The following is a 14,559-nucleotide window of genomic DNA, read 5'->3' as shown; positions in this document are numbered from 1 at the left end:
TGTTCTCATACGGCTTGACGCTTTCGCCGCTCAATGAACCACACGACCCCCAAGGTCCGCACTGTCCAGCCCTCCCAAGTGGCGTTTTCACTGCTCATGATTGACCACGAAATTTCACCCATAAGGCGGGGAGAACGCTGGACTGAGAGATGATACATGGGATTTCCCTTCAAGGTTGCTGTGAAGGGGGTCTCTGGATCATCCCACAAGTGGAAGTATCCTTTCCCTACAGCTAGTTATCAGGTTTCTCCTGACGGGGAAAGGGTAAATCACCCCCTCCCAAGCCTCCCCAATTGGGTGCCCAGAGCTTTGGGGATAGCTGGGCAGGTTCCCGGCAAGGTCAGGGTGGCCCTCAGGCCGCCCATCATCCTCAATCAGAAATGCTCGATGCCATCCTCTTCAAGTTCCTCATCGCGTTCGGCCAGCATGGCACGACCATCGCTATCTAGGGCTTCCCAAAAGGTATCCGTTTGGATCAACCCGGAGGGCAACGCAGGGGATATGATCTGCAACGCCCTTGCAAGAACCTCGGGGCTTGCCGCCAATCGCTGACCGCCCAGCGCTCTCCCAAGTATCTTTGCCCAATCCTGCGCCCACACTTCAATCATGTCCGGGTGAAACTCGCGCCCCTCCTTGCCTTGATCCAGCCTCCTCGCCCAGTCCCATCCTTGATCTATCATGGTTGCTTGATGGATGCGTTTGGCACAAAGACGATCAAAAACGGCCCGCATGTTGGAGATTTGGCTTTTGCTTGCGCCGGACCACGCCGCTTGCTCTTTGATTGATCCTGTGCCGCAGCACACCAGCCGCCAAGCCGCGTCTCCCCGCTCTTCACGGGTGATCGTGACTTTCTCGCGGGCATTGAGAAGGGACGCCGCGCCAAGGGCCTCTTCAAGGGGCATCGTGGGGTGCGCCTTCACGGCCACCTTACGGGTTTCCCCGCCGCGCTCCTGCGCCAACCGATGGGCCTCTAGGCGGTGATGACCATCAATCACAATCCAGCCCTTGCCACCCCACCAGACGTGTATGGGATCATCAAGGTCAGGGGCCGAAAGGTCGCCCGCGATCTCCTCGACCCTTTCCATATCCAGCCCCGCCGCCCTTACTTGAAAGACCAATGACTCGGTTGAGATTTCTTTCAGGTGCAGCCTCTCGGGTATCCTGTCGGGTGGCTGGGGATTGGCAGCCTTCTCTTGTCTCAGCCTCTCAAGGGCCGCGCTGGGCGTTTCCATGTGGGTGCCTCCTGTTCTGTTGACGATCTCTATGGCTGCGATGGCGCTGGAGGGGGCGCAGTTGCCCACGCCCTCCCCTACCGGCCTTTGCGGGTCCGTCACTCGCTCTCATCGCCGCCGTGATCGTAGTTTCTACCGGCCAACTTGGCGCGTAGCTCTGCGGCCTTCTGAGCCTCTGCGCGGGTGTCCGTCTTGGCTCTCCCTACACGCCCCTCAGGGCCTTTTGGGTTTCCGATCAGATAGACATTTTCACGGCAGAGGTTGAACGGGTTGTGGTCGTGCAGGCGGGCTTGCTGCCCGTGTTTGGCGTTAGCAATGATCCGGGCAATAGCGGCAAGGCGTCCCATCCCAAGAGGCACTTTCACGCAAACCTGACCAACCCGGTGGTGAGAAGACTTGTGATTGTAAACCCATGCGCCGTCCGCGCCACTTTCCAGCACATCCAGCCATATGTGAAATTCTGTCACGGCATAGACGGTCTGTCCGGTTCTGGGGTCATTCATGGGGATTTTGTGAAGAAGACTTCCATTGTCGGCAATGATCTGGGAAGCCTTACGCCGTTGTGCCCCCGCTGTTCGGTGGACACGGCTTGCAAGGTGCGGTGCAAGGTGGGCGGTGGTTCTTCGGTCAAGATATTCGAGATACTCATCTAAGGTCGAGACGCCATAAGGGGCTTTGAAACGTTGGGCAATCAGGGCATCAGCTTTGGCGCGAGCGAACTCGCGTTGGGGTGTGTTCTGCATTGTGGAACTCCGTTGAATACAGGTTGGGGTTGGAACAAGACCAATCGTCCCCTCGGGAAACCTTTGGGGGGCGACACACGGTTTCGTTCATAGGGGCAACCCAATCGCTTCCCCTCGGGAAACCTTGGGGGGCGACACATGGTCTTTGTCTTCTTAGCGCAACCTAACCGGGGCAGTCCGCGACACCGCGCCCCCCATCATCCTCAGTCACGCCATGGAAACAGATAGGAGACTCACAGGGGCTTCAGGAGAGCCGCACGGGGGCTCTATGGGCGCTGGGCAGTAGCCAAATCAGAACCCATCAGGGGGCTCTAGGGTGCCCTCTAGGGCCTCTGAGGCCATCAGGCCGATTATCATCCTCGTCCTTGATATACCCCCCGTCCTTGCGGATCGAAGGGAGGACCGTGCCGGTCGCCCAATCTTGGAACGCCTTGGCCTCCGGCTTGTCGGAGCGCATCACCAGCTTGTAGAGGCCACTTTCGGTGATGAAGACGTAGGGTGAGCCACCTTTCATTGAATGAAGGGTGGACCGTTCAACGCGCCGGACCATATCCGGCCCAAGGTGGCTGACCGCGCGTGTTGTGTTTATGATGCTAACGGCCTTGCATACATCACCGGCCATGAACCACGGGGCGTTGTCGATCTCGATCACCCGGATGGAGTGGCCTTTGAAGTCGTAGGGGGAGGGGATCAGCCCTCAGTTCAATCCAATTTAACTGGACCGCCCCAGAGTAGTTTCGATCTACTTTGACCCTTAAACCGATGAAGCCAATCCGGTTGGCCTCTTTCAGTGCGCCGCCCTCACATTCCCCAACGGGCCAACGCAGCCTCAGCCGCAGCCGGGTCGCCCTTGATCCGCAGCACCGTTTGCCGGGACACCTTGGCCGCCTTGGCAATCTCAGAGGTGCCAGAGCCGGTGCTAAGCATATCCCGCACCATATCCAGCTTGTCGCGGTTATACGAGGGCTTCTTGCCGGGGTATCTCACCCGATCCGTCTTTGCCTTGGCATCCGCTATACCCGCCTTCTGGGCCTCTTTGGTGGCCTCTGCCTGCGCCTGTGCGGTTGCCGCCATGAAGGCGATCAGGGCGTCCCTTACGGCCTCCTGCATCGGGTCTCTGGTGGCCCCGTCAAAGGTCAGACCATTGATCACCGTCTTGACCACGACCCCTTGCCGCATGAAGTGGCGGATCGTGTCTGTCACGTCCTGATAGTTGCGCCCCAGCCGGTCCACCCAGCGCACCACAAGGGTATCCCCGCGCCGCAGCTTGTCGAACAGCCTCCGCCCGTTGGGCCGCTCTGCTAAGGGGACAGACACACCGGAAACCCCATGATCCGACACCACATCATCAATGACAAATCCAGCCGCCGTGGCTTGGGATAGCTGGTGATCAAGGTTCTGGTCTACAGTCGAGACGCGGGCATAAAGGATGGTCTGGGTCATAGTGGCCTCTCAGGGTGTTCATAAGGGTTCTGACCCCTGATAGATGTGACCGTTGATCAATGTCAATCCTTACGGACACCCTAGCGGCATCTTTCTTGATGACCCTTGGGGTATACCCTTACGGACAAAACAGGATGCACCCCCGCCCGGCCTTGAAGGTGGCCCCGTGCATCATCATCCGCGATCAATGACCCCGTGGCGCTGGGCCTTGGCCCCCTGCCCCGTCTCTGGGCCGCGCAGGTGGGGGTATGGGGGATAATAATGGCGCTCGGCTGGAGCGATATGGGGGTTCGGAAATGTGACCCCAAAAAATAAGCACGGCATGTGAGTAAGTGAATGGGCCGAAGGACGCTCAGAGGTCGCATTACACGGTTGGCCGCTGAGCAAGCCAAGGTTTTAGGAAGGAGTGTTCGGTCAGTGTGACGCGCCGAACGGTCTCTTCATTTTGCGGCTCAAAATGAGGTTGATCGGGGGTTCGTGAGTAGATTTCATTGCGTGAAATAAGACATGTAATCTTGTTAATTTCTTCTGTTTCATCGTTCGACAATATTGCTAATCTTTGACCAACCATCGTGTTTAACAGTATTAGGCAGCAGATGTCCGGGGCTATTGGAAACAGAATTGCGCCTTGTAATCTAGGCTGCCATTCACCGTTGTGCGCTTGGATAAATCTTTTCTGATCAATGACGGTCTCATAGAAACCATCTCCAATCACAAACTCTTTGTCCTTGTTACTTATCATGAATACCGCGCCTATCGGCCCCTTCGGAAGGTGGGGATCGTTGTAGAAGTCTGCCCAATGGGAGAAAATATTTGCCGTTCCAATTGCGGGTTCTATCACGTTTTTCTGCCGGAAAGCGGGGTGCACAACCGACCTTCTGAACTGAAATGCTGGCGATCTGATCACAACGGAAATGGCCACCCGCGCAAGGCTGTGCAGTTTATCGCTTGGCAGGCACTCAAACTGGGCATCTGTCCTTGCCGCAGAAAACGGCAACCATGCCGTTAGCTTGTTCCTGCTGGTGCGGTATTGTCGCTGACTTCTTACTCGCTCAATAGCCAGCCGGGCAGCCTCAGCGCCCTTTGTGTCTACGATTTGAAATGCGTCCTCAAAGGAGTGCGACCAAGGGCTGTCGCCAACGTCAAAGTAATGCGCATTTCTCTTGGAACCGGTAGCATTTCTTTCTGGGTTCTTCGGTTGGACTAGATTGCCTTTCCGCATATGAATTTGACCGTTTGAATTGACCCAATTTCGTTGAAGACCTTTCGGCCACCAATGGTGAAGCCCGCGCTTTTTCTTGTCTATAAGATTGACCAATATCAAATCCGCCTTCTCTCTCACGTGCATTAGGCAAGAGCAGCATCCAGCAGTTTAGTTAGCATCTCAAGCTTTCAAAACAGTGAACGGTGCATGGGCTTGCAACACTATTCAGTTTCGATCCTGCGCATTTGGGCAAACTTCGGACTGCTGCCTTCCGGCACTGAGCTTCCCGGCGTTTGCAGAGGTCTCCGAACTGTGGGCCTAGCCCCCCCTCCTTCGGGCTTTCCCTATAGCCCCCCAGCGCCTTCACCAGCGCATCCCGCTTCTGTTCCAGCGATGCAGGGCCCCCATAGGCCGCATCCTCACCGCCCGTGTAGGCGTGACCTTGGATAGCCCGCGCGGTATCCTGAAAAATCTCCTTAGCCCGCATCCTGTCTTTCATGTTGTGGCGTAGGCTGTAGGGGACGTGGCGTTTGTCCTTGGTCAGCGCCCTTATGCGCCTCTTCAGTGCCTGAGACAGGCGATCCATTCCGCCCTCGCCATAGAAACGGGGGAACGCGGGGGCCGTTGGGTCATTCACCCCTCTCACTACCTGTGCCGCAGCCTGCAAAGCCGCGCCCACAAGGGGCACCTCTCGGGTAGACCATGAGGTTTTGAGGGTTCTATCGTCCCGCTCCTGAATGACCACATGGGGGATGGGGTGATCAACGATGATTTCACCAACCTGCAATTGGCTAATCTCGCTCGGTCGCGCCCCGGTGAAGTCCAGTAGGGTCCAGATTTGCAAAAGGTCGCGGCGCTGACCGCTCAGGGCATTGTAAACCCCCTCGACCACTTCGGGCGGCAACGCCACGCGCTGTTTTTGGCGGCTCACCTTTGCTTTTGGTAGTATGAGTTCTGAGAATGGATTTATGCCCGCCGCGTCCAATTCGCTCCGAGCCAAGGCTATCACGGCGCAAATGTCGTTCCTCTCACGTCTTACTGTTTCTGGGGCCTTCCCCGCCACCACGCGCATATTACGCCACTTGCGGGCATCTTCTTTGGTCAGTTTGGATATGGGTTTATCCTCCCCAACCGCCGCGATCAGCTGCAACTCAGCACGGGCCAGCCTCTGTTCTTGCTTCTTGCGCTGTTCGGGAAGTGCCTTGGCGTTCTCCTCCAGATAGAACTTGAAGGCGTCCCTTATGGTAGGCTCTGGGGCCTCCTTGGACACACCCCCTAGGAGTGCCGCTGCAATGGCGGCATCGGCTTCTGGCACCCCCTCATAGCGCCCTGTGTGCGGGTCTTGGTATCTATCTACCAGCTTGGCCGCAGCCTCCCCCCGCCAAGTCTGTTCGTTGTCATCCCGTCCGGGTCCAGTGGGGTCAGCGCCCCACTCCCTTAGCAGCGCCTTGAGCCGCTCCTGCTGTTCTCTCGGGCTAAGACCCGTGACGCCGTTTCGGCCAAGCGCGATTATATGTTCAACCTCTTGGTGATAGCGGCCATAGGCGATCAAGGCCTCCGCCTCTGTGTGACCAAGTGTTTTTATGAAATGCGGCTTCTCGATAAGTCCCGCTAGGGAAACCGGCACCCTCCGCCTATAGACGTATGCCCCGTCCCGTTTCGAAACTTGAACGTGTTTCACCTCAAAACTCCGCATATGCTGACCCCATTGTGTATACGGATGTGCATACAGGGGCGCAACATAGGACAGCAATACCCAATAATATCAATGAATTATCGCGGAAATTGTGGTGCCCAAGGTGGGATTCGAACCCACACACCCGTAAAGGCGGCGGATTTTGAATCCGCTGCGTCTACCGTTCCGCCACTTGGGCACTGTTCTTTCTCTAGCCAAGCAAGCGACCGACGTCCAGTGCCGAAACGGCGTATTGTGGCGGAATTTGTATGTGGCCGCGCTCGAGACTTGACCCCGGCCACCGGGCGTGGTGTCTCGCGTCAGGCAACGTAAGAGACCCGCAATGATCCGCGCCCTTTATGACTGGACGATCCGAATGGCCGACCATCGCCATGCGCTTTGGGTTCTGGCTGCAGTGTCCTTTGTCGAAAGCTCGGTGTTTCCGATTCCCCCAGATGTTTTGATGATCCCGATGATCCTCGCGCGGCCTTCGCGGGCGTGGTTGATCGCGCTTGTGGCGCTTGTATCTTCGGTTCTTGGTGGGTTGCTGGGCTATGCCATTGGGGCCTTTGCGTTTCAGGAAATTGGCCAACCCATCCTCGCAGCCCTTGGCAAGGGCGACGCAATGACCGAATTCAGCACAAGGTTCAACGATTTCGGGTTCTGGGCGGTGCTGACCGCTGGCATCACGCCCTTTCCCTACAAGGTCATCACCATCATGTCGGGCTGGACTGCCATGCCGCTGGGGGTGTTCATCGCCAGCTCCATTCTGGCGCGCGGCATCCGGTTCTTTCTTGTTGCGGCATTGCTCTGGAAATACGGGCCCCCGGTGCGCGATTTCATCGAACGCCGTCTCGGGCTTGTAACCATCGTCTTTGTAGTTCTGCTTTTTGGCGGCTTTTACGCAACGAGGTTCTTTTGATGCAGCTGAGCCAGAAACATCTCATCCTCCTTGCGGCGGGCGGTTCTGCCGCGCTGATGCTGGGGGCGCTCGGGTTTCAGCACTTGGGCGGCATGGCCCCCTGCAAGCTCTGCATCTGGCAGCGTTGGCCACATGTAATCGCGATAGCCTTTGGCGCTGCTGCGCTCGTCGCCCTGCCCCGCCTGCTCTGCCTTGCGGGTCTTTTGGCTGCGCTCACCACGGCCGGTATCGGCGGATATCACACCGGGGTCGAGCGTGGCTGGTGGCAAGGTCCGACCAGTTGCTCGTCGTCCGGCACAGATGGGATCAGCGCCGACGCCCTCTTTGAACAGATCATGGCGGCGCCCCTTGTGCGCTGCGATCAGGTGCCATGGGAGATGCTGGGCCTGTCGATGGCCAGTTGGAACATGCTGGCCTCTCTGGGCCTTGCCACACTCTGGCTGATGGCATTGCGCAAGCGCTGAACCATTGCTTAGGCCCCCGATTTCCACGTGTTGAGCAACAGGCTCGTCTCGGATTGCGCTATCCCCTCGAACCGCCGGATCTGCGCCAGCACCTTGTCCAGCTCTTCAAGCGTTTCGGTCCCAATCTCGACAATCACATCCCACCGGCCATTGGTGGTATGGGTCGCGCGCACGGCGCTCAGACCGTTGAGTTGGCGCAAGATCCGATCTGTGCCGCGCCCTTCAATCCCCAGCATCATGAGGCCCCGCACCGGATCACGGGCCGCGTCCCCGCGCAACACCACGGTAAAGCCAACAATCGCGCCACTTGCCCGCAACCGCTCAATCCGCGCCCGCACCGTGGTGCGCGACATGCCAAGCCCGATCGCCAGATCTGACAGAGAGGCGCGCGCATCATGCCGCAGCATGGAAATCAACCTCTGATCGGCATCGTCCATTTCGCAGCTTCCTTGATCCAATTTGCACAAATACTACCCTATTTGCGCAAAATAGCCGCTTCATTTCAACTCAATTCGGCGGCATCCTGATCCCAAAGCGCAAACGTGAGAGCCTCTGATGACCCCACAAACCATCCTTCTGATCGGTGCCCCGGTTGATAGCGGCAAGGACAGGCGCGGCTGTCTGATGGGCCCTGACGCCTATCGCACTGCCGGCTTGGCAGAGGCGCTTGGCGATCTTGGGCATGGCTTGCGCGACCTTGGCAATCTCTGCCCTGCCCCGGCGACGGTCGATCCCGCCCTGCCCGCGCATCTGCACGCGCCTGCCGAAACGGCGGGTTGGACGGCAACCTTGATGCGGGCCGCAGAGGAGGCCATGCAAGAGGGGCTGCCGATTTTTTTGGGGGGCGACCACAGCCTTTCGCTTGGGTCCGTTGCGGGCGTGGCCAATCATGCCGCTGCCATGGGGCGCCCGCAATTCGTGCTCTGGCTGGATGCCCATAGCGATTTTCACACACCGCAAACCACTGCGTCGGGCAATCTGCACGGCACGCCGCTTGGCTATGTCACGGGCCGCGCCGGATTTCACGGCTTTCCAGAGGTTGCCAATCCGGTGCCCGAAGAAAACATCTGCATTCTCGGCCTGCGGTCCGTAGACCGTGCGGAACGCGAGGCGCTGCAATCCAGCCGCATCCGCTATCACGATATGCGGGTGATCGACGAACAGGGGATTTCCCGCCCTCTTGCCGCCTTTCTGGATCGCGTGGCCGCTGCGGGTGGCGCGCTGCACGTCAGCCTTGATGTCGATTTCATCGACCCGCTCTTTGCCCCCGCCGTGGGCACGACAGTGCCCGGCGGCGTCACGATCCGCGAGGCGCATCTGACCATGGAAATGATCTGCGACAGTGGTCTTATGACCTCGCTCGATCTGGTGGAACTGAACCCTTTTCTAGATGAACGCGGGCGCACCGCGCAGGTGATGGTCGATCTCGCGGCCTCTGCCCTTGGCCGCCGCGTGTTTGATCGCCCCACCCAGGCCTATAGCTGAGGACCCAAAGATGACGCTTGCCCCCTCTCACAAGGCGCTGGTGCCTTTTGTATCTGTCGATAACATGATGAAACTGGTGCATCACATCGGGATCGAGCCGATGTTGCGCGGGCTGGCCGACTATATCGAGGCCGATTTCCGCCGGTGGGAGCTGTTCGACAAGACCCCGCGCATCGCCAGCCATTCCGAGGAAGGCGTGATCGAGCTCATGCCCACTTCGGATGGCGAGGTTTATGGCTTCAAATATGTCAACGGCCACCCCAAGAATACCCGTGAGGGGCTGCAAACCGTCACCGCCTTTGGCCTCTTGGCGAATGTGGGGAACGGCTATCCAGTGCTCTTGTCCGAAATGACCGTGCTCACGGCGCTGCGCACGGCGGCCACCTCGGCGATGGTGGCCAAGTATCTTGCCCCCAAAGGCGCACACACGATGGCGATGATCGGCAATGGCGCGCAATCAGAGTTTCAAACGCTGGCGATGAAGGCGATTTGTGGCCTCAAATCCGTGCGCCTTTACGACATTGACCCCGCCGCAACCGCCAAGGCCGCCCGCAATCTGCGCGGTCTGGGGCTGGAGGTGGTCAGTTGCTCCACCCCCGAGGAAAGCATGGAAGGCGCGCAGATCATCACCACCTGCACAGCCGACAAGCAATATGCGACGATCCTGACCGACAACATGGTTGGGGCCGGCGTGCATATCAACGCCATCGGTGGCGATTGCCCGGGCAAGACAGAGCTGGCATCCGGCGTGCTTCAGCGCTCGACCATCTTTGTAGAATATCCCGAGCAAACCCGGATTGAGGGCGAAATACAGCAACTTTCGCCCGATCACCCCGTGACCGAGATGTGGCAGGTGATCAACGGCACCGCCAAGGGGCGCAGCCACGCTGATGAAATCACGCTTTTTGACAGCGTGGGCTTTGCCATCGAGGATTTTTCGGCCCTTCGCTATGTCCGCGACCATATCGCGGGCACCGACCTTTTCCTTGATCTCGACCTATTGGCCGACCCGGACGATCCCCGCGACCTGTTCGGGATGCTGCAACGTGCGAGCACCCCATAGCCGCCCCCGTTTAACGCCCTTTAAACAGCCCGCCCAAGATGCCACGCACGATGCGGCGGCCCGTGGTGCCGGTCAATTCCTTCATCACGGCTGAGGCAAGCGCGTCGCCAAAGCCTTCGGGTTCACGCGCGCGGCGGCTCTGCGCCGAGGTGGCCCCGCCTGAATACCGCCGTGCCGCCTTGAATTCGCGGGCGCGCTCGGCTTCGGCCTCTTCGGCGGCGGCCTCTGCGGCACTCTTGGCCTCGGCGTCTTCGGCCTCTTTCGCCGCCGCAGCGGCGCGGGCGGCCAGAATCTCATGAGCGGACTGCCGATCAATCGCCGTGTCGTATTTCCCCGCAACGGGCGAGCCTGCGATGACCGCGCGCCGGGTGGCCGCATCGCAAGGACCAAGCTGTGTCGCGGGCGGGCGTACAAGCGTGCGTTCAACCACCCCCGGCACACCCTTGTTTTGCAGCATCGACGTCACCGCCTCGCCCACGCCCACATCCCGGATCGCCTCTACCGTGTCAAAGCGCGGATTGGGGCGATAGGTCTCGGCGGCGCGGCTCAGCGCCTTTTGATCCCGCGCGGTAAAGGCGCGCAGCGCGTGTTGAAACCGGTTGCCAAGCTGGCCCAGAATATCCTCGGGCACGTCATCCGGGTTCTGAGTGATGAAATAAACACCAACCCCCTTGGACCGGATCAGGCGCGCCACCTGCTCGACCTTGTCGACCAGAGCCTTGGGCGCATCCTCAAACAGCAAATGCGCCTCGTCAAAGAAGAACACCAGCTTGGGTTTATCGACATCGCCCACTTCGGGGAGTGTCTCAAAGAGCTCGCTCAAAAGCCACAAGAGGAAGGTCGCATAAAGGCGCGGCGAATTGATCAGCCGGTCGGCGGCAAGGATGTTGACATAGCCACGCCCCTCGGGCGTTACGCGCATCAAATCCTCTAGCGCCAAGGATGGCTCGCCAAAGAAATGCGCCCCCCCCTGATTTTCCAGCACCAAGAGCGCGCGCTGAATGGCCCCGACCGAGGATACGCCCACATTGCCATAGCGCAGCGACAGATCGGCACTGTTCTGGCCCACCCATGTCAGCAGCGCTTGCAGATCCTTGAGGTCGAGTAGCGGCAGCCCCTCTTCATCCGACACGCGAAACGCGATGTTGAGAACGCCCTCTTGTGCATCCGAGAGACCCATCAGCCGCGACAGCAAGAGCGGCCCCATCTCGGCCAGCGTGGTGCGCACCGGGTGCCCTTGCTCGCCAAAGAGATCCCAAAAAATCACCGGAAAAGTATCATAGCGAAAGGCGTCAAAGCCAATTTTCTGGGCACGCTCGGTGAAGGGTCCGTGCAGCTTGTTTTCGGGGCTGCCTGCGACGGCCATGCCCGATACATCGCCCTTGATGTCCGACAGGATCACAGGCACGCCCGCATCCGAGAACCCCTCGGCCAATACTTGCAACGTCACCGTCTTGCCGGTGCCTGTGGCCCCCGCGACAAGACCATGCCGATTGCCGTATTTGAGCAAGAGTTCCTGAGGCTCGGAATAATCCGCACCGCCGCCGCCCACGAAAATCGAAGTCTGCACTCTCACACCCCCTATCCAGAAAAGGTCACGGGCTGACCATACTTAATTAACCCTTTCATGCCAGTCTGAATTCATGCCCGGAACCGATTGTCCTCTGGTTGCGGGTGACTTCCTCCCTGTCAGACTGGCCGCGCCCCTCGGGTGCGGCCTTTTTTCGCGATTTTGCGACCTTCCCTGTTGACGGGTGCGCGCATCTGTCCTAGCGTCCGTTTCAATAACTAAGTCGGCCAGTCCGACGGGGAGAAACGTAGGAAGAGGCCGAAAGGCCTCTTTCTTTTTTGCTGACCTCATAATCACAGCGTATTACGAGATGGCGTAAAGCTGCTGGCGACGCGACATTGTGACGTATTTCATCCTGACTCTCCCGGCACACCATGCTAAAGCGCGGCGGAAACATAGACCGATATGGGGAAATGATGCCTAGACTCCTTACAAGCCTTTCGATTGTGGCGCTTCTCGCAATGGGCGGAGCCCTCAGCGCACAAGAAGCAACACAGCCGGCCCCCGAAGCCCCGGTAGAGGCCGCAGAACCGGACGCCGAGACCCCGGCGATCGGTCTCGACACCGGACGCCCTGTGCAAGAGGATCCGTCCTATATCAAATCCACCCATGACGATTGGCAGATCAAATGCTTTCGTACCGGGGTGGAAGGCCAAGAAGACCTCTGCCAGATGTATCAGCTGATGACCGAGAGCGCCGGGAATCCGGTGGCGGAATTCACCATTTACCGCCTGCCCGAAGGTGGTCCGGTGATCGCAGGCGCCACGATTGCTGCCCCTCTGGGCACTCTTTTGACCGAAGAAATCAAGCTCTCGGTCGATGGCGCCAATGCCAAGAGTTATGCCTATTCGTTCTGCACCATGGCGGGCTGTTTCGCGCGCATCGGTCTGACGCAACAGGACATCGACACGATGAAGCGCGGCGTTAAGGTGACGCTTGAAATTGTCCCGGCTCAGGCGCCGGATCAAAAGGTAAAGATTGACGCCTCGCTCAAGGGCTTTACCGCTGCCTTCGAAGAAGCCTCAATTCTTCAGCAGTAATTAAAGTATCACTCCTAATGCCAACGCCGCCCTATGGGGCGGCGTTTTGCGTTCCAACCTCAGGCAAAGCGCTTGAGCGCCAGCACAGCGTTGAGCCCACCAAAGGCAAAGGCATTGCTCAGCGCCACATTCACTCGCGCCTCGCGCGCCACGTTCGGCACCACGTCCAGTGCGCATTCCGGGTCCGGTTCCTCATAGCCGATAGTGGGCGCAATGATCCCGTCGCGCAGCGCCATGATACAGGCCAAAAGCTCGACCGCGCCAGTTCCACCGATCAGATGCGCATGCATGGATTTCGTCGAGGAAATCATCAGACGATCCGCGTGATGCCCGAACACATCCGCCACCGCCGCACTCTCGGTCTTATCATTCGCCGCAGTGCCGGTGCCATGCGCGTTGATATAGCCCACCTCTTCGCGGTTGATCCGCGCATCATTGAGCGCGCCGGTGATGGCACGTGCGGCCCCCTGTTTGGAGGGCATGACAATGTCGGAGGCATCCGACGTCATGGCAAAGCCTGCGACCTCGGCCAAAATCTCGGCTCCGCGCCTTTTGGCATGCTCCATCTCTTCAAAGACGAAAATCGCGGCCCCCTCGCCCTGAACCATACCGTTGCGATTGGCCGAGAATGGGCGGCAGGCATCCCGGCTCATGACGCGCAACCCCTCCCACGCTTTGACGCCGCCAAAACACAGCATCGATTCAGATCCCCCCGTGACCATCACCGGGGTAATGCCGCCATGCACCATCTGAAATGCCTGCGCCATCGCGTGATTGGACGACGCGCAAGCGGTCGAGACGGTAAAGGTCGGCCCCTTGAGATTGAATTCCATCGACAGATGCGAAGCAGCGGCGTTATTCATCAGCTTGGGCACGACAAAGGGATGCACCCGGTTCTTGCCCTCTTCGTAGACAGAGCGGTAATTCTCGTCGAGCGTGGTCATGCCCCCGCCTGAGTTGCCAAGAATCACGCCCGCCCGCGCGGCCAACTCGCCCGAAAACTCCAACCCGGCCTGCGCCATGGCCTGCCGCGCCGCGATCAGTGTGAATTGGGTAAACCTGTCATAGAGCGCCAGTTGCTGACGGTTGAACTGCGCCTCGGGATCGTAGTTCTTGACCTGGCCACCAATGCGAATCGACAAGCGCTCGACGTCCTGAAACTCCAGATCGGAAATGCCGCAACGCCCTTCGCGCATCGCCTCAAGCGTGCTGGGCACATCGGCCCCAAGCGCGTTGATCGTGCCCGCGCCAGTAATGACCACCCGTTTCACGATTGCGCGGCCACCAGCCGCTCGATGCCGGCGATGATCGAACGCACAGTGGAAATGTCGAAATCGCTCTCTGACGGGTTGTTGGCGTTGAAGGGCACGGAAATGTCAAACGCCTCTTCGATGGCAAAGATACTCTCGACCAATCCGAGACTGTCGATACCCAGATCTTCGGGCGTGCTGTCAAGAGTGACATCCGCAGGTTCGAGCACGGCCTGTTCGGCGATGATGGCGATGACACGGTCCTGAATGGTGCTCATGGCAAGGTCTTTCATTCTGACGCCCGGGGGCCGGGCGGATGCTGGTCTTCTGCGTCGGTTTGGTAACAGTTTATTTAAGATTGGTCTCGCGCGCAGACAATCTTTTCAAGACAGCTGCGCAGTGTGCCGCACCTGAAACCCTGCGCTATCACAGGCAGGCGCATGGCAAAAGGCCCGCACCTCGCGGCAC

15 protein-coding genes and 1 tRNA gene are annotated in these 14,559 nt (G+C 59.0%); 5 read left to right on the top strand and 11 right to left on the bottom strand.

All coding sequences use genetic code 11. From position 1 onward, the window contains the following. Positions 1-374 precede the first annotated feature (374 nt). The 7 genes from ACLGGT_RS16150 to ACLGGT_RS16120 all read right to left on the bottom strand — a co-directional run bounded on the left by ACLGGT_RS16150 (position 375) and on the right by ACLGGT_RS16120 (position 6,496). The gene (locus ACLGGT_RS16150) at positions 375-1,232 is read right to left on the bottom strand and encodes a hypothetical protein (protein WP_437196835.1); all 858 of its coding nucleotides are present in this window, start codon (positions 1,230-1,232) and stop codon (positions 375-377) included. Between the two features lie 98 nt (positions 1,233-1,330). Further along, a complete protein-coding gene (locus tag ACLGGT_RS16145) occupies positions 1,331-1,975 on the bottom strand; it encodes a hypothetical protein (protein WP_437196833.1) in 645 nt (214 codons plus the stop codon). 301 nt (positions 1,976-2,276) lie between these two features. Continuing rightward, positions 2,277-2,627: a BRO-N domain-containing protein gene (locus ACLGGT_RS16140; protein ID WP_437196832.1), complete on the bottom strand. Its 351-nt coding sequence runs from the start codon at positions 2,625-2,627 to the stop codon at positions 2,277-2,279. 149 nt (positions 2,628-2,776) lie between these two features. Further along, positions 2,777-3,418 carry a recombinase family protein gene (locus tag ACLGGT_RS16135; protein ID WP_437196831.1) on the bottom strand — a complete coding sequence of 214 codons (642 nt, stop codon included), beginning with the start codon at positions 3,416-3,418 and terminating at the stop codon, positions 2,777-2,779. Between the two features lie 364 nt (positions 3,419-3,782). Further along, positions 3,783-4,742, bottom strand: a complete 960-nt coding sequence (locus tag ACLGGT_RS16130; protein ID WP_437196830.1) for a hypothetical protein — start codon at positions 4,740-4,742, stop codon at positions 3,783-3,785. Positions 4,743-4,794: 52 nt separating this feature from the next. Further along, complete coding sequence (locus tag ACLGGT_RS16125; RefSeq protein ID WP_437196829.1) at positions 4,795-6,318, bottom strand: integrase; 1,524 nt, start codon at positions 6,316-6,318, stop codon at positions 4,795-4,797. A 92-nt stretch (positions 6,319-6,410) separates the two neighbouring features. Continuing rightward, positions 6,411-6,496 (bottom strand) — tRNA-Leu (locus ACLGGT_RS16120). Positions 6,497-6,640: 144 nt separating this feature from the next. Between ACLGGT_RS16120 and ACLGGT_RS16115 the strand changes: the two genes are divergently transcribed. Together ACLGGT_RS16115 and ACLGGT_RS16110 are read left to right on the top strand one after the other, a co-directional pair. Further along, entirely contained in the window at positions 6,641-7,219 is a 579-nt protein-coding gene (locus tag ACLGGT_RS16115) for a YqaA family protein (RefSeq protein WP_151979226.1), read from the top strand. Then, positions 7,219-7,683, top strand: a complete 465-nt coding sequence (locus ACLGGT_RS16110; protein WP_375553717.1) for a disulfide bond formation protein B — start codon at positions 7,219-7,221, stop codon at positions 7,681-7,683. Before ACLGGT_RS16115 ends, ACLGGT_RS16110 begins: the two co-directional genes overlap by 1 nt. Positions 7,684-7,691: 8 nt before the next feature. On the opposite strand, the gene ACLGGT_RS16105 is transcribed toward ACLGGT_RS16110, so the two are convergent. Next, positions 7,692-8,120, bottom strand: a complete 429-nt coding sequence (locus ACLGGT_RS16105; protein ID WP_037269691.1) for an Lrp/AsnC family transcriptional regulator — start codon at positions 8,118-8,120, stop codon at positions 7,692-7,694. A gap of 118 nt (positions 8,121-8,238) precedes the next feature. On the opposite strand from ACLGGT_RS16105, the gene rocF reads away from it, so the two are divergent. After that, positions 8,239-9,168, top strand: a complete 930-nt coding sequence (rocF, locus tag ACLGGT_RS16100; protein WP_437196828.1) for an arginase — start codon at positions 8,239-8,241, stop codon at positions 9,166-9,168. Positions 9,169-9,178: 10 nt separating this feature from the next. Continuing rightward, positions 9,179-10,231, top strand: a complete 1,053-nt coding sequence (locus ACLGGT_RS16095) for an ornithine cyclodeaminase (protein WP_437196827.1) — start codon at positions 9,179-9,181, stop codon at positions 10,229-10,231. Positions 10,232-10,241: 10 nt separating this feature from the next. On the opposite strand, the gene ACLGGT_RS16090 is transcribed toward ACLGGT_RS16095, so the two are convergent. Next, positions 10,242-11,801, bottom strand: a complete 1,560-nt coding sequence (locus tag ACLGGT_RS16090; protein ID WP_437196825.1) for a helicase HerA-like domain-containing protein — start codon at positions 11,799-11,801, stop codon at positions 10,242-10,244. 416 nt (positions 11,802-12,217) lie between these two features. Between ACLGGT_RS16090 and ACLGGT_RS16085 the strand changes: the two genes are divergently transcribed. Beyond that, complete coding sequence (locus tag ACLGGT_RS16085; RefSeq protein ID WP_037298327.1) at positions 12,218-12,841, top strand: invasion associated locus B family protein; 624 nt, start codon at positions 12,218-12,220, stop codon at positions 12,839-12,841. Between the two features lie 59 nt (positions 12,842-12,900). Here ACLGGT_RS16085 and ACLGGT_RS16080 read toward each other — a convergent pair whose 3' ends face one another. Next, positions 12,901-14,112, bottom strand: a complete 1,212-nt coding sequence (locus tag ACLGGT_RS16080) for a beta-ketoacyl-[acyl-carrier-protein] synthase family protein (protein WP_008282231.1) — start codon at positions 14,110-14,112, stop codon at positions 12,901-12,903. Further along, a complete protein-coding gene (locus ACLGGT_RS16075) occupies positions 14,109-14,369 on the bottom strand; it encodes an acyl carrier protein (RefSeq protein ID WP_037298430.1) in 261 nt (86 codons plus the stop codon). The genes ACLGGT_RS16080 and ACLGGT_RS16075 overlap by 4 nt, the downstream gene beginning before the upstream one ends. Positions 14,370-14,559: the final 190 nt, after the last annotated feature.

It is taken from the genome of Roseovarius sp. MS2, from assembly GCF_051447875.1.
GTDB classification, from domain to species: domain Bacteria; phylum Pseudomonadota; class Alphaproteobacteria; order Rhodobacterales; family Rhodobacteraceae; genus Roseovarius; species Roseovarius mucosus_A.
This window is presented reverse-complemented; position numbering and strand designations above follow the sequence as displayed.